The organism is Mesorhizobium sp. M1403, from assembly GCF_040317695.1.
GTDB lineage: Bacteria > Pseudomonadota > Alphaproteobacteria > Rhizobiales > Rhizobiaceae > Mesorhizobium.
The window spans coordinates 39224-55914 of the sequence record NZ_JAMYKY010000029.1; the positions used below are offsets into that span (position 1 = coordinate 39224).

General features: G+C 64.8%; 19 protein-coding genes. All 19 read left to right on the forward strand.

The features are described 5' to 3' along the window. Positions 1-11 precede the first annotated feature (11 nt). Positions 12-1034 (forward strand): major capsid protein, encoded by a 1023-nt coding sequence (locus NKH01_RS29805; protein ID WP_353023809.1) that lies wholly within the window; start codon positions 12-14, stop codon positions 1032-1034. Next, positions 1031-1462 carry a hypothetical protein gene (locus NKH01_RS29810; protein ID WP_353023811.1) on the forward strand — a complete coding sequence of 144 codons (432 nt, stop codon included), beginning with the start codon at positions 1031-1033 and terminating at the stop codon, positions 1460-1462. The genes NKH01_RS29805 and NKH01_RS29810 overlap by 4 nt, the downstream gene beginning before the upstream one ends. Further along, positions 1459-2214, forward strand: coding sequence for a hypothetical protein (locus tag NKH01_RS29815; RefSeq protein WP_353023813.1), 756 nt, complete (start codon positions 1459-1461; stop codon positions 2212-2214). Before NKH01_RS29810 ends, NKH01_RS29815 begins: the two co-directional genes overlap by 4 nt. 3 nt (positions 2215-2217) lie before the next feature. Further along, the gene (locus tag NKH01_RS29820; protein WP_353023815.1) at positions 2218-2424 is read left to right on the forward strand and encodes a hypothetical protein; all 207 of its coding nucleotides are present in this window, start codon (positions 2218-2220) and stop codon (positions 2422-2424) included. After that, positions 2424-3938, forward strand: coding sequence for a phage tail sheath subtilisin-like domain-containing protein (locus tag NKH01_RS29825; RefSeq protein WP_353023817.1), 1515 nt, complete (start codon positions 2424-2426; stop codon positions 3936-3938). Before NKH01_RS29820 ends, NKH01_RS29825 begins: the two co-directional genes overlap by 1 nt. Positions 3939-3977: 39 nt before the next feature. Beyond that, the gene (locus tag NKH01_RS29830; RefSeq protein WP_353023819.1) at positions 3978-4343 is read left to right on the forward strand and encodes a phage tail tube protein; all 366 of its coding nucleotides are present in this window, start codon (positions 3978-3980) and stop codon (positions 4341-4343) included. A 1-nt stretch (position 4344) separates the two neighbouring features. Further along, complete coding sequence (locus NKH01_RS29835) at positions 4345-4650, forward strand: hypothetical protein (protein WP_353023821.1); 306 nt, start codon at positions 4345-4347, stop codon at positions 4648-4650. Between the two features lie 139 nt (positions 4651-4789). Beyond that, on the forward strand, positions 4790-6589 hold the full coding sequence (locus tag NKH01_RS29840; RefSeq protein ID WP_353023823.1) for a phage tail tape measure protein: 1800 nt from the start codon (positions 4790-4792) through the stop codon (positions 6587-6589). Continuing rightward, the gene (locus tag NKH01_RS29845) at positions 6589-7725 is read left to right on the forward strand and encodes a DNA circularization N-terminal domain-containing protein (RefSeq protein WP_353023825.1); all 1137 of its coding nucleotides are present in this window, start codon (positions 6589-6591) and stop codon (positions 7723-7725) included. Before NKH01_RS29840 ends, NKH01_RS29845 begins: the two co-directional genes overlap by 1 nt. A gap of 11 nt (positions 7726-7736) precedes the next feature. Beyond that, positions 7737-8798 (forward strand): phage baseplate assembly protein, encoded by a 1062-nt coding sequence (locus tag NKH01_RS29850; RefSeq protein ID WP_353023827.1) that lies wholly within the window; start codon positions 7737-7739, stop codon positions 8796-8798. Beyond that, a complete protein-coding gene (locus NKH01_RS29855) occupies positions 8795-9244 on the forward strand; it encodes a phage baseplate assembly protein domain-containing protein (RefSeq protein ID WP_352704903.1) in 450 nt (149 codons plus the stop codon). The genes NKH01_RS29850 and NKH01_RS29855 overlap by 4 nt, the downstream gene beginning before the upstream one ends. Then, a complete protein-coding gene (locus NKH01_RS29860) occupies positions 9244-9783 on the forward strand; it encodes a phage GP46 family protein (RefSeq protein WP_353023829.1) in 540 nt (179 codons plus the stop codon). Before NKH01_RS29855 ends, NKH01_RS29860 begins: the two co-directional genes overlap by 1 nt. Then, positions 9755-10831: a baseplate J/gp47 family protein gene (locus NKH01_RS29865; protein ID WP_353023830.1), complete on the forward strand. Its 1077-nt coding sequence runs from the start codon at positions 9755-9757 to the stop codon at positions 10829-10831. The genes NKH01_RS29860 and NKH01_RS29865 overlap by 29 nt, the downstream gene beginning before the upstream one ends. Continuing rightward, complete coding sequence (locus NKH01_RS29870; protein WP_353023832.1) at positions 10824-11546, forward strand: putative phage tail protein; 723 nt, start codon at positions 10824-10826, stop codon at positions 11544-11546. The genes NKH01_RS29865 and NKH01_RS29870 overlap by 8 nt, the downstream gene beginning before the upstream one ends. Positions 11547-11558: 12 nt before the next feature. Then, positions 11559-12326, forward strand: coding sequence for a phage tail protein (locus NKH01_RS29875; protein WP_353023834.1), 768 nt, complete (start codon positions 11559-11561; stop codon positions 12324-12326). A gap of 128 nt (positions 12327-12454) precedes the next feature. Beyond that, positions 12455-13864: a hypothetical protein gene (locus NKH01_RS29880; RefSeq protein WP_353023836.1), complete on the forward strand. Its 1410-nt coding sequence runs from the start codon at positions 12455-12457 to the stop codon at positions 13862-13864. Next, entirely contained in the window at positions 13865-14245 is a 381-nt protein-coding gene (locus NKH01_RS29885) for a hypothetical protein (protein WP_353023838.1), read from the forward strand. Positions 14246-14249: 4 nt separating this feature from the next. After that, the gene (locus NKH01_RS29890) at positions 14250-14612 is read left to right on the forward strand and encodes a hypothetical protein (RefSeq protein WP_353023840.1); all 363 of its coding nucleotides are present in this window, start codon (positions 14250-14252) and stop codon (positions 14610-14612) included. Beyond that, entirely contained in the window at positions 14602-16686 is a 2085-nt protein-coding gene (locus NKH01_RS29895) for an SGNH/GDSL hydrolase family protein (RefSeq protein ID WP_353023842.1), read from the forward strand. The genes NKH01_RS29890 and NKH01_RS29895 overlap by 11 nt, the downstream gene beginning before the upstream one ends. The last annotated feature ends 5 nt before the right edge of the window (positions 16687-16691 follow it).

Below are 16691 nucleotides of genomic sequence, written 5' to 3' on the forward strand. Positions count from 1 at the left end.
AGACCATTCCAATGCTGGACATCTTCCATTCCGATCCGTTCACGGTCTTCTCGCTGACCGACGCGATCAACAGCACGCCCTTTGTGCCTGGCCACATTTCCCGGCTCGGGCTATTCAACACCACGTCGGTCAACACGCTTGCCGTGGGTATCGAGGAGAAGAACGGCATCCTGACGCTGGTGGCGCCGACCCCGCGCGGCGGTCCGGGCCAGACTATCGACAAGACCAAGCGCAAGCTGCGCATGCTTGCCGTTCCGCACTTTCAGATCGACGACGCCATCATGGCCGATGAGGTCCAGGGCGTTCGCGCCTTCGGTTCCGAAACCGAACTCGAGACGGTAATGGGCAAGGTCGACGAGCGGATGGTCATCCATTCGCAGAGTTTCGCCGCGACCGAGGAATATCACCGCATTGGCGCCATCAAGGGCATCGTCACTTACGCCGATGGCACGACGCTCAATCTGTTCACCGAGTTCGGCGTGTCGCAGGAAGCCGAGATCGACTTCGACCTGGACAATGCGGCACCGGTCGCTGGTGTGCTGCGCAAGCAATGCGCCGGTGTCTATCGCACCATCGCCGGCAATCTCGATGGCGTGCCGTTCTCCGGCGTGCGCGCAGAATGCGGCGACGCGTTCTTTGACGATCTGATCGCGCATCCTGAGGTGCGAGCGAGCTACCTGCAGCAGCAGGAAGCTTCGTCGCTGCGCGCCGGCTATGTCGACAGCGGCCAGTCCGGCGTCTTCGGCACTTTCATGTTCGGCGACATCATGTGGGAGAACTATCGCGGCTCGGTCGGCGGTACCCAGTTCATCGACACCAACAAGTGCCATCTGTTCCCGACCGGCGCGCCTGGCCTCTTCAAGACCGTCTATGCGCCCGCTGACTACATCGAGACTGTCAACACGTTGGGCAAGCGCCTGTACATGAAGCAGATCGAGATGAAGAACGGCAAGGGCATCGACATCGAAGTCCAGAACAATGCGCTGCAATATTGCGTTAGGCCGAAGGTGCTGATGAAGGGCAAGCGTACTTGATCGACTGGAACGAGGCTTCGGCGGCGCTCGAAACGACCGTCGCCGAAGTCTTCGACCGCGAGACATTCCGCGTCGTGCCGACGGCGCGGCGCGTTGGCGTCAACGACACCCGCATGGCCGATCCGGATCGCACCGGCTTTGCCTTCATGGGTTCGATCCATTTCGGCCCGGCCGCCCTCGCGCCCGGCTTCTCGCATCCGTCCATCCTGTCTTCGGACCGCGACCGAGCGCGCGAAATGCCGACCCATGAGGCTGTCGTCACCGCGCTGTCGACCGAATGGCTCGAACCGGTAAAGGTCGAAGACCAGATCGTCTGGCTCAACGTCGAGACCGGCCTTGAGAAGGGACGCTTCGTCGTTGCGGCCATTCCGGTTGACGGCGGCAAGCGCCTGGCCATCTTCGTCAACCGCACCAAGGGCCGGCCATGACCATCGCTGCCGAAATCGCCCGGCTGGCGGCCGTCGAGAGCCTGTGCCCGACCGCAGCACTGCTGGCCGAAACGGCGCTGCCGACCTTGGCGCGCCACCGCGTCTTCGATTCGCGCCGGCCGTCGCTCGACGAACTCGACGCCGGCGAGGAATACACGCCGGTGCTGTCGCTATTCACCCGCAAGTCGGAATCGCCGCGCCGCGGCCTTGGGCAGGGCAGCGTCGCGAGGAACGGCCGCACCATGCTCGAGGTGGTCGCCGAACTCTGCGTCTCGGCCACGGACGAGGACGGCTCGGCCTACACCGATGCCATGACCGGCTCCGATCCGAAGGCGCGCATCGTGCTGTCGGCGCTTTGCGCACAAGTGCGCTACGTGCTGACGCAAGGGCCGACCGGTACGCTCTTCCGCCAGATCGTCATGGCGGTCGAGAGCATCGACGAGGAAGGCTTCGCCGTCCCCGAACTTGGCCTGCGCTGGCAGCGCACGACCATGCTGTTCGACTGCCAGATACCCGACGACGACTTTTCAGGCGGGGCAGGGCTGCCGCAGCCGGCCGCGCGCATCGCGGCCCTCTTGCCCGCCAATTCCTACGCCAGGGCGACGCTCGACAACATGGCGGCGCAGTTCGCAGCCGCCGCCCCATTGCCGACCATCGAGACGATCGCCTTCGAAGTGAAGCAGGCCGGCATCTCCGGCGAGATGGGGCCTGCAGCGTCGATCGCGCCGCCGTTTCCGGAAATCGAGGATTAGACCATGACCAGCCTCGTTCGCGTCAAACTCGCCGATGCCGCGCACCGTATGCCGCACCCGTTCAATCCGAGCCTGGACTTCCCGGCCGAAGGGCTGACCGTCGACCGCGAGGACCCGGCCTGGATGCAGCTCATCAATGACGGCTCGTTGATCATTGACAAACCAATCGAAGCGCCTGCCTCGGCAGGAAAGCGCAAGGAGAAGAACTGATGGGCATCCTGTTCAACAATATTCCGGGCGCCGGCCTGGTCGCGCCGCTGTTTGCCTTCGAGGTCACCTCCGGCGGCAGCTACCAGTCGGCCTCGCGCCTGCTGCTGATCGGCCACAAGAACACCGGCGCGCTCATTGCAGACAACACCCCGACGCCGGTCGGCTCGGCGCAGGAGGCGGTGGCCCTTGCCGGCGCCGGCTCGATGCTGGCCGAAATGGCCCGCGTCGCCTTCCTTAACGCGCCGACGCAGGAGACCTGGATCATGGCGGCGCCCGCCACCGGCACGGCGCGCGTCGACACCATCCTGGTCAATTCGGTTCCGGCCGGCGGCGGCGTCGCCACCGTCGAAATCGCAGGCGAGCCGGTCCAGGTGCAGATCGCGGCCGGCGACAGCGTCAACACCGTCGCCGCGTCCCTTGCCGCCGCCATCAACGCCTATTTTAACGCCCTGACCGGCGCTTCGCTGTCGGTCACCGCCACCGTCGCCACCGCCACGGTGACCATCACCGCCCGCCATCTCGGCCTGATATTTGTCGACCACGACATCTATGTGCCGACGATCGTCGCCGGCAACGCCTTCGCCGGTGCGGCCGTCACTATCACCAACACCGTGGTGCCGACCGGAAGCCCTGATCTGTCGGCGGCTTTGGCGGCGCTTGGCGACGATCCCTTCGACTGGATCGTCTCGCCCTTCTCGGATGCCACCAACATCGCCCGCTACACGACGGCGATGAACGATGTGTCCGGCCGCTGGGCTTATAACCGCCAGGTCTATGGCCATGTCTTCACAACCGCGGCCGGCACGCTGTCTGCGCTGACCACGATCGGCCTGGCGCTCAACGATCGCCATCTGACCATTCATCCGCGCCTGCCTGTCGCCGCCGGCAACCCGACGCCCGCCTGGCTGGCCGCCGCTGCCCGCACGGCGCGCATCGTGCCATGGCTGTCCGACGATGCCACGGGCAATGTCTCGCGCAACCAGAAGGGCCTGGTCGTCCAGGGCGAGCGGCCGCCGCGCGACCGCTCGCTGGTGCCGACCTATGCCGGCCGCAACACCATGCTGCGCTCCGGCATTTCCAGCGTCATCGTCAACACCGATGGCGGCGTGGCGATCGACAAGATCGTCACTACCTACCAGAAAGACGCCAATTCGCAGCCGGACGAAACCTTCCGCGACATCCAGGCTATCGGCCAGCTCGTCGCCATCCTGCGCTATTTCCGCGCGCAGCTTTCTTACGAGCACGGGCAGAAGTCGCTTGCCGACGAAAACCCCGGCGGCCTCGGCGCGATCTCGACGCCGAAGTCGATCAAGGCGACGCTTGTGCATGCCGCTGATACGCTGGAAAACCGCGGCGTGCTGGAAAACGCCCGCGGCTTTGCCGACCGGCTGATCGTCCAGCGCAACAGCCAGAGCGCCAACCGCGTCGACATCATGGCGCCGATCGACCGCGTCAACCCGCTCGATGTGATCGCCGCCAACGCGATGCTTTACAGCCAGTATCGCGCCGCCTGATCGCCGCCTGACCATCCATTCAACTGAGAGGAAAAACCGATGCAGAATTTCGGCGGAGAAATGACGTTCGGTCTTTCGACCGGCGATCGGATCGTGGTGCGCGGCGCGGCCGAGATCATGCCGTCCAATGTCGAGATCACCGGCGCCGCCAACCAGGACGGCTCCCCCTATCGCACGGTCGAGCCGACCGGCTTCAAGGCCAACCTCACCTTCGAGGATCTGCCGACCGACGACTGGAACCGGCTGATGCGGGCGTCAGGCTTCAACGTGACGCTGAACGAAAGCTTCACCGGTGTCCAGCATCTGTGGACCGAAGCCGCCTTCACCGGCACGCCGACGATCAACCGCGCGACCGGCGAAGTCACCGGCGTGGCGCTGATCGCCCGCGTCTACCGGAAGATCTGACATGGCCGAGAAGATCGTTCCGTTGTCGCGGCGCTACGAGGCGCATGGCGAGGCCTTCGAGGCCGTCACCGTGCGCGAGCCGCGCTTCGAGGATCTGCTGGCGCTTGGCGAGCCCTACGAGGTGCAGCGCGCCGCTGGGAACAATGTCGTCATCGAAAATGTCGACACCGTCGCCGCCTATGTCCGCCGCTGCGTCGTGTCGCCGGGGATCGAGAAGCTTGGCGTGCTCGAGCTGGCCGATGCCAGGCTGGTGCGCGATGCGGTGATCGGTTTTTTTATGCGTACCGCGCAGGCGGGCACCGAGTAGGTGACGTCATCGGCATCCAGGCCGATGACCTGATGTTCTATTTCGGCTGGCAGCCCGGCGTCGTTCTGCCGATGCCGTTTTCCGAGATCGCCGTGCTGCACGGACGCGGCATCGAATTCCTGAAGCGCAGGCCGAAAAAATGAGCAACCGCACGATCGAGGCCATATTGCGCCTGTCGGCGAAGCTTGGCCCGATGGGCGCTTTCGGGCAACTGTCCGGCAAGCTCAACCAGGTCAATCAGAAAGCGCTGGCGTTCAACAGGACGCAAGGTCTGATGGCGCGCAACAGCATGCTGGCCGCCAACGCCGTGCGAGGTCTGGTCGCCTACGGCCTGGTGCGCGGCGCAGCCGGCATGGTCACCAACTTCGCCAGCGCCGAACGCCGCTTGAACCGCATTGCCATCAATGCCGATGCCGGCAAGGAAAAGCTGGCGGAAATGTTCCATACCGTCGATCGCGCCGCGCTCGATTATTCGACGACACAGGACAGCGTCACCTCCGGCCTCGAAACGCTGGTCGCCGCCGGTCGCGATCTCGACGATGCGCTGGCCTTCTTGCCTGCGGTCACCGCCACGGCGCAGGCCGCTGGCGCTGAGATCACCGACATCGCCACCACGGCCGATTCGATCGGCACCAATTTCGGCATTGCTGGCGACAAGATGCAGCGCGCCTTCGACATCCTCGTCACTTCGGGCAAGCAGGGTAAGTTCGAGCTGAAGGACATGGCGCAATATATCCCCAGCCTTGCACCGGCCTTCGCCGCGCTCGGCTACAAGGGCGAGAAAGGCCTTGGCCGGCTCGCCTCGGCCTTGCAGACCATCCGCATCCGTGAAGGTGACGCCTCAGAGGCCGCGACCGACCTGCAGAACGTGCTGCAGAAGATGGAATCGAAGGAGACGGTCAAGAACTTCGCCAAGTTTCACATCAATCTTCCGGAGGAACTGGACAAGGCCCGCAAGTCGGGCAAGGACCTGCTCGATGTCATGATCGAGCTGACCGAGAAGGCGACCAAGGGCGACCTGTCGAAGATCCCGCGGCTGTTCACCGATCTGCAGGTGCAGAAGGGCATGCGCGCCCTTGTCCAGGGCAAGGACGCCTTCCACCAATTCGTTACCGACCTCGACCATGTCGACGGCTCGACCTTGCGCGATCTCGGCCGTATCCTCGACGACAACCAGTCGAAGATCGATCGCATGGGCGCGTCATGGGAACGCATGATGCGCTCGATCGGGTCTGGCATTGCGCCTGCCGCGACCGGCGCGATGGACTTCGTCAGCTCCAACATGGACAAGGCGCAGTTCATCAACGCCGAGCTCGACAAGCAGGGCATGGGCTTCTGGGAGAAGCGCATGTGGTGGCTGCGCAACGGCTTCGACAATCAAGACCAGGGGCTGACGGCGTTCAAGGGCGGCTGGCGTTCTCCGGAAGGACTGCTTGCCGCCAAGGGGCCGATGGGCGCCAGCCCGGAACTGCCGTCACGGCGCCAGGACCAGCCGGGGCGCACACCGATCCCGACACCGCGTCCCGTGGCGCCAAGCGTGGCCGATCAATATCGTCTCTACGGTCGCGGGCACGCCGCGGCAGCGCGCAACAGTGTTCAGGTTGATAAGCCTGCAGGGCATTTTGGCAACGAGATTGACTTTGGCCCGATGGAGCGGGCCACGGCCGCTGCGGCAGCCGACCTTAAAGGAGCGGGCGTCCAAACGGCCTCCTCCGTGGTCGACGGCGGCAAGCAGGCCGGCGACAGCATAAAGTCCGGTGCCGACACCCTTGCCGCCGTGGCCGGCCAGCTGGAGGCGGCGATCGTCGCCGGTGCCAATGCGCTTGCCGGTGCCGCGCGCAGTGCTGCCGCCGATCTGTCGCGGCCGATCGGCTCGCTTAAGGCGGTGCGCGCCGACACCGGCAAGTCGAACGCCGGCCATTTGATGGGACCGCGCTGATGCGTGACTGGCTGAAGGCGTTCCGGCCCGCTTCATTTCGCGGCGTGCCGTTCTTTGTCGAAAATGAAACCGCCGAAGGCGGCCGGCGTGTCGCCATCTCGCCGATCGCCTATTCCGATCTGCATGTCACCGAAGACATGGGCGGCGATGTCAGGCGCTTCAGCCTGTCGGCCTATGTCGCCGGCGATATTGCCGATGCCGCCGCGCGCAACTTCACCGCTGCGCTCAACGCGCCGGGCGCTGCGACGCTGGTGCTGCCGATGGGCGGCCCAGTGCTGGTGCGGGTGCCGCGCTGGTCGCTGTCGCGCGAACGGGCGCGAGCCGGCTATGTCGGTTTCGAGGTCGAGTTCGTTTCGGCTGGCCTGCCGGCGCTGCCTTTCGCTGCCGTCCCCGGCGCCTTTGCGATTGCCGGCAAGATCGCCGCCGGCATTGACATGATCGCGTCTGCCGCCGCTTTCCGCATGCGCGATGTCGCGCCCGGTCAGGCGGCACCCTCGGCACTTGCTGCCGCATCTGCCGCCGTAGCGATGGCCTCGGTCGCCGATGCGGCGGAGATGCCGGCCGAAACGCGACCTGTCATTGCCGATCAGATTGCGACGATTACGCGCCTGTCGTCGGAGCCGGTCACCCAGGCCGGGCCGATTGCCGCGGCGATCGTCTCCACGGTCGGCGCTATTGCCGATGCGGCGAGCCCGATCGAGGCCACTGAAGCTTTCGCGGTTGCGGCTGCGCCTTCCGGCACCGATGTCTTCGCCCTGGTGTCGGCCGCCGCCTTCGCCGCCGGGTTTTGCCAGGCGCTTGCCGCCGGCGACTATCTCTCGCGCCAAGATGCGCGCCGTGCCCGTGACCGCATTGCGCCGGTCGTCGATCCCGTCCTCGAGGCCCTGTCGACAGGCCTCGACGTTGCGGTCAGCGAATGGCTGTCGGATATCGCGGCGACCGCGGCATCCGACCTCAGTGCCGTTGCCGCCAATCGGGCGCCGCTGGTCAGCGTGCAGACCGAAATATCGCTGCCGGCGACGGTGCTGGCCTACGCGCTTTATGGCGACGCCGGCCGCGCCGGCGAGCTGGTCCAGCGCAACAGCGTTGCCACGCCTGCGGCCATGCCGATCAGCTTCGAAGCCATCGCGCCTTAAAGGGGATTGGCGTGCCGCTTGAAGTGATCTCCATCCAGGCCGGCGGCCTGCTGCTCACATGGCAGGACATCAGCATTTCGATCTCGGCCGAGGAGGCCGTGCGGTCGGCTGTCGTCACCGGGCACATCCCGCCCGGTGTGGCGCCGCCGTGGCCTGACGACAAGGCCAGCCTGTCGGCCGGAGGCACGCTGCTGTTGACCGGCTATGTCCGCGACTTCCGGCCGGACCAGGGGGCCGACGACTGGAAGGCGACGATTTCACTTGTCTCCCGCACCGTCGACGCGGTCGAGACCTCGATCCTGCACAAGACCGGCCTGGTCGAGAACAAGGACATCAAGGGCATCGGCGAGGCTTTCGACAATTGCGGCATCGGCATCGAGGCGAAGGGATCGTTCGAAACCATTGCTAAGCATCAGATCGAGCCGGGAGAATCGCTCTACTCGACACTGGAGCCGCTGGCGCGCGCCGAGGCGGCGATCATCCACGACACGCCGGAAGGCAAATTGCGCATCGTTCAGAAGCCGGAGGGGTCGCATAGCGGCGGCCTGGCGGCTGGCGTCAACATCATCTCCGCCGCAGCGGAATTTTCGGGCGAGGGCAGGTTCAACCCCGTCATCGTCCGCGGCCAGCAATCGCGCGGGACGACACCGCAGGCGCTGCGGCCGGAGGCCAAGGCCGCAGATCCATCGGTCGGCCGCAGCCGGCCCAAGATCGTCGTTCTCGATGGCGAGGCGACGACCAAACATATGAAGAACGCGGTCGAATGGGAGGCGCGCGCGGCAGCCGGCCTCGCGGTCAACGCAACCATCACCGTGTCCGGCTGGCGCGATGCCGGCGGCATGATCTGGACGCCGAACTTTCTGGTCTATGTCCGCCATCCGCGCGTCTATCTCGATCAGATGATGGTCATCAAGTCGGTGGAATTGACGCAGGACACGCAAGCCGATGGTGACGGCACGCGGGCGACCTTGACCTTGACCGATCCGCGCGCGCTCGGCGGAACTTCGTCCGGGTCGAAATCGGGCAAGGGCTGGTCGGCGCCGGAGCCGAAGGCGGAGTATTCGGCGCAATGAAATCCTCCGCCCACCTGACGCGTTTCGAGATCGACTCTTCGCGCTTCGACAACGGCCAGCTGCTGATCTCCGGTCGCGGACTTGCCGGCGAGACGTTCAAGGATCTGCTCTACGTCCAGCCGCATGGCGCCGCCAGTCGTCCGCCCAAGGGTGCGATCGGTGTTGCCATGGTTATGCCTGGCCGCCGCACACAGGCGATGCTCATGGGCATCGAGCACGCGCAACACAGGCCCGACCTGCCGGATGGCGCCGCGGCACTTTACGATGCGTCGGGAAACATCATCAAACTGTTCGCCGGAGGCGTGACCATGGATTTCGGCTCGCGAACCATCACGCTGACCGGCGGCACCTGGAATGTGAAGGGCGACCTTAACGTCGACGGCAACATCACCGCCACCGGCTCGATCATCGACGCCGGCGGCAACACACCGCACCACACGCACTGATGATCAGGATCGTTCCACTCACCGGCGACGGCGAACCGCTGCTGTCGCCCGATACGCTATGGGACGGCACGTCGGGCGACTGGGCCATAGCCGGCGACGACAAGGCCAATGCCGGGGGCCTGCGCGCCAAGGCGGAACTTGCCACCGCCGTGCTGCTCTGCCTGATGACCGATGCGCGCGTCGAGCCGGATGAGCTGCCGCCCGAAGAGCAAAACCGGGGCTGGCCAGGCGACAGTTTCGACCTGCGCACCGATCTCGGCGAGACGGTGATCGGCTCAAAACTCTGGCTGCTGCGCCGCTCCACGGCAAACGATGCGACGGCGCTTCGTGCCGAGGACTATGCCCGCACCGCCCTGCAGACGCTGATCGACCAGGGCGCGGTGTCCTCGGCCGAGGTGACTGGTACGGCCGACCCGGCGCAGCGGCGCATCGATCTGAAAATCACCTTGAAGGACCGCGATGGCGCGGTCGTCTTCGATCGCCGCTTCGGCGTCCTGTGGGAGCAATTGCGTGGCCTGGACCGTCCTCTCGCCAACTGAGATTTCGACCCGGCTGCGCGGCACCTTGCGGCGCTATTTGCCGGGCACCGATGCGCTGGTCTGGCCGAACAATTTGACCGCAATCGTCAAGACCGTCGCCGCCGGCATGCACGACATGCATCTGCGCGCCGCCTGGCTTTACGATCAGATTTTCGCGACCACGGCGAGCGTCCAGCATCTGGAACGGCACGGTGCCGAACTCGGCATCTATCGCCGGCCGATGGCACGGGCCGAAGGCGTGGTGACGCTCAATGGCTATGCCGACACCATCTACCCGGCCGGCATCGCCTTCATCGCCGGCAACCGGCTCTATCGCTCGGTGTCGGATGCCCGGTCAGACTTGACAGGGCTTTTGACGCTGACCGTCCTGTCCGACGATTATGGCGTCGCCACCAACATCGCCGCCGGCGAGACTTTGCAGCGCGCCGACCCGACGCAGTTCCCGAACCTCGAGCTGGAAGCGACCGTGGCCAGTGGCGGCATTGGCGGCGGTGCAGATACGGAGACGGATGCCAGCCTCCGCGCGCGCATCCTCGACCGCAAGCGCCGGCCGCCACAGGGCGGCGCCTATTCGGACTACGAGCAGTTTGCCCGTGCCGTGCCCGGCGTCACCCAGGCCTGGGCCTTTCCGTTCGCCGACGCGCCCGGCACGGTCGGCGTCTGGTTCCTGTTCGAAGGCCGCGTCAACGGCATCCCGGAAGCGGGCGACATCGCTCTGGTGCAGGATGCCTTGGAAACGCGGCGACTGATCCGTGCCGGCCTGTCGGTTTCGGCGCCGATCCCGGCTCCGCTCGACATCACCATCGCCAATCTTGCCGTCGACACGGTGCAGACGCGTGCGGCGATCGCCGCCTCGATTGCCGCCATGCTGGTCAGGCGCGCCCGGCCGGGCGTTGCTTCGGCACCATTCACCCTGTCGCGCTCGTGGATATCGGAGGCGATCAGCCTTGCGGTCGGCGAGGATCGGCATTTTCTGATCAACCCGTCCGGCGACATCATCTATGTCGGCGGCGAAATGCCGGTGCTGGGCACTGTGAACTATGTCTGACCGCTGGCCCCGCTATCCGGGCGAGGAGGAGCTTGCCTTCTTCCATTTCGCTCCGGATGACCCGTTCATCGGTGCGCCGCCGCAGGGCGATGTCCTGTCCGATCCCTCGGATGAGGCCGCAGAGGGTTTTCTGACGGCGCTGTTGCCGAAGGGTGCGGCATGGGGCACGCCCGACAACCAGGCGCTCGATCCTCTGTCAGTGCTGTCGCGGTTCTGGCGCGCGGTCGGCTCGGCCTTTGCCGATGCCTATCGGGCGCTGTTCGGCGTCGCGCTCGAATCGACGGCGGTGACGCTGGTCAATTCGCTCGACGACTGGGAAATCGAATACGGGCTGCCCGATCCGTGCCTCGGGCCGGACCAGACGATCGACGCGCGTATGCGCTCACTGCTGCTGAAAATCCGCTCCGGCGGCACCATCACGCCGGCCGATTTCATCAGGCTCGCCGCCGATGCCGGCTATGCCATCTCGATCCAGGAGCCGACGCCGTTCCGGGCCGGCGCCTCGACTTGCGGCGGCCCTGAGGCAATCGCCGGTGGCGAGGTGGTCGAATATGTCTGGATCGTCAGCGTGCCTGGCGTTTCGGTGGAATATTTCCGCGCCGGCGATGGCCGCGCCGGCGAGACGCCGCTCGGCCGGCTCGGCCTGCCTGACGATCTGATCTGCCTGTTCAACGCGCTGAAGCCAGCCTGGACCACCATCGTTTTTTCTGTCTGAAAAGAGGCCGCCATGAAATTCGTCAATCCGCGCAATGCGCCGCCATCCGAGGTGCGCATTCCTTACTGGAACGAAAACCGCGCGGCCGGATTGACCGGTGCCATTCCGCCAGCCGATGTCTTCAACGATCCGCAGGACGAGATCCTGAAGGTGATCGTCGAAGCCGGTCTCACACCCGATCCCGCCGACAAGACGCAGCTCTGGCAGGCTCTGCAGGCGCTGATCGCCGACATTGTTTCGGGCAGCACGCCGTCGATCGAGGTGCCGCCCGGCTCGGTCTCGATGTTTGCTGCCGCGACGGCGCCGACCGGCTGGCTGAAATGCAACGGCCAGGCGGTCAGCCGGACCACCTATGCCGATCTGTTCGCGGCGATCGGCACCAGCTGGGGCGCCGGCGATGCGGTCACCACCTTCAACCTGCCCGATTTCCGCGGCGAATTCCTGCGCGGCTTTGACGACGGCCGCGGCATCGACGCCGGCCGCGTCTTCGGCAGCCTGCAGGACTATGCGACGGCGCGGCCGCAGAACGACACCGTCCAGCGCGTCGATCCGTTAACCGGCGATCCCGTCACGCTCAAGCAGGCCGGCAATCCGTCGCCGGCGACCAATCCGTCGCAGGTCGGCTTTGTCCGCGCCTCGAAGCTCGGCGAGAGAATCGTCACCGGCGATTTCGATCCGGGCGGCGGCGGCAATCCCTATGTCGACATCGTCAACGTCGTGACCGGCGACGCAGAAACGCGGCCGCGCAACCGCGCCGTGCTTTACATTATTAAAACTTAGGCCTCACGCCGCGCATCGGCCGCTTCGCGGCCTGCGGCTCCGGCGGGGCGCGCCATGATGAGGCGCGACGGCCGGTCGGCCTTGCGGGGCTTCGCCCGAATTCTTCTCCTTCAACGGACTTGTAAACCATGGCCGCACCCGACCTGTTTGGGATACTCGATGTCGTCAAGAAACTGACGCCGCCGACGGGCATGGGCACCGCCCATGTCGACGGCTTCTCCTGGGCGCGCAACGGCCTGTCCTATGGCGATTCGACCAAGCTGACCGCCGATGACTGGAACCGCATCATCGCCAATCTGCGCGTCGTGCTGATCGCATCCGGCGTCGATCTCGCGACCCTCGACCCGGCCGACCCGGCGCTGCTGAAGACCGTGCTGGAGCTCTATCTTGGTGCGGCCGTCACGGACATCCTGTCCGGCGTCGATGTCGGCGGCTACGGCATGATGGCCAAGGCCATCTATGACGCCAATAATGACGGGCTGATCGATATCGACCATGGCGGCACGGGTGCTGCGAGCCTGATCGATGCCGCCGACAATCTGTCTGCCATGTCGACCGACATCGCCAGCGCCGCCACCACCGATCTCGGCGATGCCACAGGCATCAATGTCCGCATCACCGGCACCGACGCGATCTCGTCCTTCGGCTCGGCGCAGGCCGGCGCCATCCGCCGCCTGACCTTTGCCGCAGCGCTGACGCTGACCCATAACGCCACCAGCATGATTCTGCTCGGCGGCGCCGACCTTGCGACCGAGGCCGGCGATACCGCGTGGGTGCAGTCGCTCGGCTCCGGCAATTGGCGCATGCTGGGCTTTTTCAGGGCCAGCGGCGCGGCGCTCAGCAGCGTCCTGCGGCAAGGCTCAAACCCGCTGCCGACCGCCGAAGGCGATATCCGCTGGGATACCGACGACAACATCCTGGTCATCGGCGACGGCGCCGGGCAAAAACTGTTCCTGGCGGCGCCGGCCGGCCTGGTGGCGGGCGACCTGCTTTATGCGACGGCGCCGAAGGTTCTGGCGCGAGTGCCCAAGGGCGCGGCGCGGCGCACGCTGCGCATGAATGCCGCCGCGACCGCACCGGAATATGGCGGCGGCAACGGCCTGCCTGATGCCGTGCTGGAGGACCAGAAGGCCTCTGGTGTGAACGGCGGCTCTTCGGCGCCCGGCAATGGCGCCTGGGTGACGCACATCCTGAACACCAAGGTTCGCGACCCGTACAATCTAATGGCGCTGGCCAGCAACGTCTTCACGCCGGCGAACGATGGCCAGGTTGAATGGCAAGTCGTCGGCTATGGCACCGAACTGCAAGTTCGCCTGTTCGACGTGACCGCCGGAGCCGAGGTCGGCATCGGTATGGGCGCTGGAGGTAACACGTCGCCGGACACCGGTTGCATTGCGGTCGGTGGGGCGATGGTCGTCGGCGGCCACGCCTATCGCCTGGAATGGCGCACGTCACACACACACGCCAACGGCCTCGGCCTCGCCTTCGGCTTCGGCTCGGTCGAGGTCTATGCCCGCCTGAAATATTGGGGAGACTAGATGAGCAATTTCGTCCTTGTCGAAAACGGCATCGTCGTCCAGTCCGACCGTTCGGGCGCCGCCCCGGAAGGCTTTATCGAAGCCGATGATGCGGTCTGCCCCGGCTTCCTGTTCGGCGGCGAAAGCTTCACCGCGCCACCGGTCGAGCCCGTCATCCCGGATCGGGTTTCGGCACGGCAGTTCAAGCTGCAGCTGCTCGCTGCCGGACTGCTGGCCGGGGTCGAAGCCTGGATCGCTGCGCAAGGTCCGGCCGTTCAGATCGCCTATGACAACAGCGGCAGCTTCGTGCGCGCCGATCCGACGATGCAGGCCGGCTTTGCTGCGCTCGGCTTTTCGGGCGCGCAGGTTGATGCCTTCTTCACAGCGGCATCGGTTCTCTGACATCATGGCAAAATATGTTTTCCCCGATGTCGAGCCGATCCGGCCCGGCTACGATTTCCAGATGCGCCTGCAGTTCCCGCAGGATCTGTGGGATGCCGAACAGATCGGCAGCGGCCGGCTGGTGGCGCAGTTCCGCGCCGCCGTGCCTGGCCCGGTGCTGTTCGAGGCCGACACGCTTGATCTGACGATCCAGCGCGAGGCGCCGCGCACGCTGGCCTTCTTCCTGTCGGAGGATGCGACCAAGCCTTTCGTCGCCTCGACCATCATCGTGTTCGATATCGCCCGCCTCGACGGCGACGACAGAAGCATCGTGCTCGACAAAGTGATCTGGCCAGTTCTGGAGACGGTGACCCGCGATGTCGTATAACGCGATCCTCGAAATCCCCAATGTCGTCGTCGTCTCCGGCCCGGCCGGCCAGTCTTTCCTGCCGGTCGACGATGCCGCTGAACTGATCGCCGATTTCGGCCGCGACGGCGACCGCGCCATCATCCGTTCGAACGGCGACGAGTGGCTGAAGACGGCCGGCGCATGGGCCGCCACCGGCGAAAATTTCTGGGGCACGCTGCTGGCGCAGGGCGCCGCCCAGGTCGCGCAGGCCGCCACGTCGGCGGCGCAAGCCGAAACAATTGCCGAACAGTTTGGCGACCTGGAGACCGGCGTGACGCTGGCGCAGCAGGCCGCCGCATCGGCCGCTGGCAATGCCGGCCTGACGGCCGCCGACCGCGCGCAGACCGGCCTCGACCGCACGCAAACCGGCCTTGATCGCACGGCGACCGGCACTGATCGCGCACAAACCGCCCTCGATCGGCTGGCGACGGCCGATGATAGGATTGCCACCACCACTGACCGCGCACAAACCGCCCTCGATCGCACGGCAACCGGCACTGATGCCGGCCAGACCGCTTTAGATCGCATCACTACGGCAGCGGACGTTCTTTTAACTCATGCTGATGTTGTCCTGACCCATGCTGATGTTGGTCTTGCCAACGCGGCGATAGGCGGTGTGATTTACGACACAACGGCCGCAGGTATTGCGGCTACGGTCAATGGGCAGTTCTTTATTGTCAAGGGCGACGGCACAAACACCTATGCCCTGATGTATAAGAACGTCGCCACTGTGGCGACGCTGATCGCCAGCTATCCGAGCAAAGCCGCGCTTGATGCAGCGTTGGTATCGATCAACGCAGTGCTGGCGAAAATCGGCCCTGAAACACCTCTTTACTTTGGCACCAAGCGTATTCTGGGTGGCTTCACCGACAGCAACAATCTCTTTCCTTTAGCCGTCATGGACGACGGGGAAGTGCGAATTGCACGATTAGTATTCAATTCTCAGGATTTACAAATAGACGGTGCTGGTGGGGTTGCCGAATACATTCGCGGAAACCGTATAATCGGCGGTTTCAGAGACACTACCGGCCGTTATCCATTAGCACTGACAGCGGACGGGCGTGTATTTGCCCCCGGACTAGTTTTTGACTCTTCTAGTTTAACTATCACAGAGGCCATGATCACCGCCCCGGCGTTGTCTCTGCTGCGCGGTAAGATGGTCATGCCATCCGCCGACGTTGCTTGCTACGGGGATAGCCTGACACAAAACGGCTTTGCCTCTGCCTTGTCCACACACCTGACAGGGCGAGCAATCGCCAACCGTGGATATGGTTCGCAGACATCCGCTCAAATCGCCATGAGGCAAGGCGGATTGGGCACCACTGTTCGCATGAGTGGCAATCAAATCGTTTCGGGCGCGAACACGATAACCCATTTGAATGGTGTCGCGATCACCGACAGCACATCGGGAAATGTCACGCAACTGCTTTCCAGGCGGGACACAAACGCCACTGTCACCATCAAAGCCGAGATTGCCGGTGTGATCGGCACCGTTACCAGGAACGGCGCTGGCGGCCCGCCGTCGACTTCGGAAACATACACGTTTACGCCGGATGGCGGGCAAACCGTGCCGGTCACATGTCCGCCCGATACGGCGTTGGTAGTGCAATCTCAGGCCGATGCTGCCTTAACACAGGTGATATGGGTTGGGCGCAATGATCGCGGCATAAACAATTGGTCTGTCGTTGCAAACGTCCGCCTCATGGTGGCGAGGCTCAGGGCTGCGGCGAAGCGCTTTGTCGTCCTGGGCATCCACAACGGCACAAACTACCCTGATGAATGGGTTGGCGGAATTTACTATGCAGACCTCAACAAGGCTAACGCCGAACTGGCCGCCGCCTTCCCCGATAATTTCTTTGATGTCCGCCGCTATCTGATCGACAAGGGCCTGGCCGACGCGGCGATTACACCGACAGCGACGGACTTGACCAACATTGCCAACGATGTGGTTCCATCGTCGCTGCTGGCCGATGGTCTACACCTTACACCGACTGGCTACGATCTTGTTGCGACACAAGTGGTCAGTCGTTTCTTCACCCCGAACGGATGGTAGATCAA

Bases quoted from the DNA above. Each gene is read 5' to 3' on its own strand.
- NKH01_RS29855 (WP_352704903.1), top strand. From the start codon at position 8,795: ATGAAATCCTCCGCCCACCTGACGCGTTTCGAGATCGACTCTTCGCGC.
- NKH01_RS29890 (WP_353023840.1), top strand. From the start codon at position 14,250: ATGGCAAAATATGTTTTCCCCGATGTCGAGCCGATCCGGCCCGGCTAC.
- NKH01_RS29860 (WP_353023829.1), top strand. From the start codon at position 9,244: ATGATCAGGATCGTTCCACTCACCGGCGACGGCGAACCGCTGCTGTCG.
- NKH01_RS29895 (WP_353023842.1), top strand. From the start codon at position 14,602: ATGTCGTATAACGCGATCCTCGAAATCCCCAATGTCGTCGTCGTCTCC.
- NKH01_RS29880 (WP_353023836.1), top strand. From the start codon at position 12,455: ATGGCCGCACCCGACCTGTTTGGGATACTCGATGTCGTCAAGAAACTG.
- NKH01_RS29805 (WP_353023809.1), top strand. From the start codon at position 12: ATGCTGGACATCTTCCATTCCGATCCGTTCACGGTCTTCTCGCTGACC.
- NKH01_RS29875 (WP_353023834.1), top strand. From the start codon at position 11,559: ATGAAATTCGTCAATCCGCGCAATGCGCCGCCATCCGAGGTGCGCATT.
- NKH01_RS29835 (WP_353023821.1), top strand. From the start codon at position 4,345: ATGGCCGAGAAGATCGTTCCGTTGTCGCGGCGCTACGAGGCGCATGGC.
- NKH01_RS29815 (WP_353023813.1), top strand. From the start codon at position 1,459: ATGACCATCGCTGCCGAAATCGCCCGGCTGGCGGCCGTCGAGAGCCTG.
- NKH01_RS29840 (WP_353023823.1), top strand. From the start codon at position 4,790: ATGAGCAACCGCACGATCGAGGCCATATTGCGCCTGTCGGCGAAGCTT.
- NKH01_RS29830 (WP_353023819.1), top strand. From the start codon at position 3,978: ATGCAGAATTTCGGCGGAGAAATGACGTTCGGTCTTTCGACCGGCGAT.
- NKH01_RS29845 (WP_353023825.1), top strand. From the start codon at position 6,589: ATGCGTGACTGGCTGAAGGCGTTCCGGCCCGCTTCATTTCGCGGCGTG.
- NKH01_RS29870 (WP_353023832.1), top strand. From the start codon at position 10,824: ATGTCTGACCGCTGGCCCCGCTATCCGGGCGAGGAGGAGCTTGCCTTC.
- NKH01_RS29885 (WP_353023838.1), top strand. From the start codon at position 13,865: ATGAGCAATTTCGTCCTTGTCGAAAACGGCATCGTCGTCCAGTCCGAC.
- NKH01_RS29825 (WP_353023817.1), top strand. From the start codon at position 2,424: ATGGGCATCCTGTTCAACAATATTCCGGGCGCCGGCCTGGTCGCGCCG.
- NKH01_RS29820 (WP_353023815.1), top strand. From the start codon at position 2,218: ATGACCAGCCTCGTTCGCGTCAAACTCGCCGATGCCGCGCACCGTATG.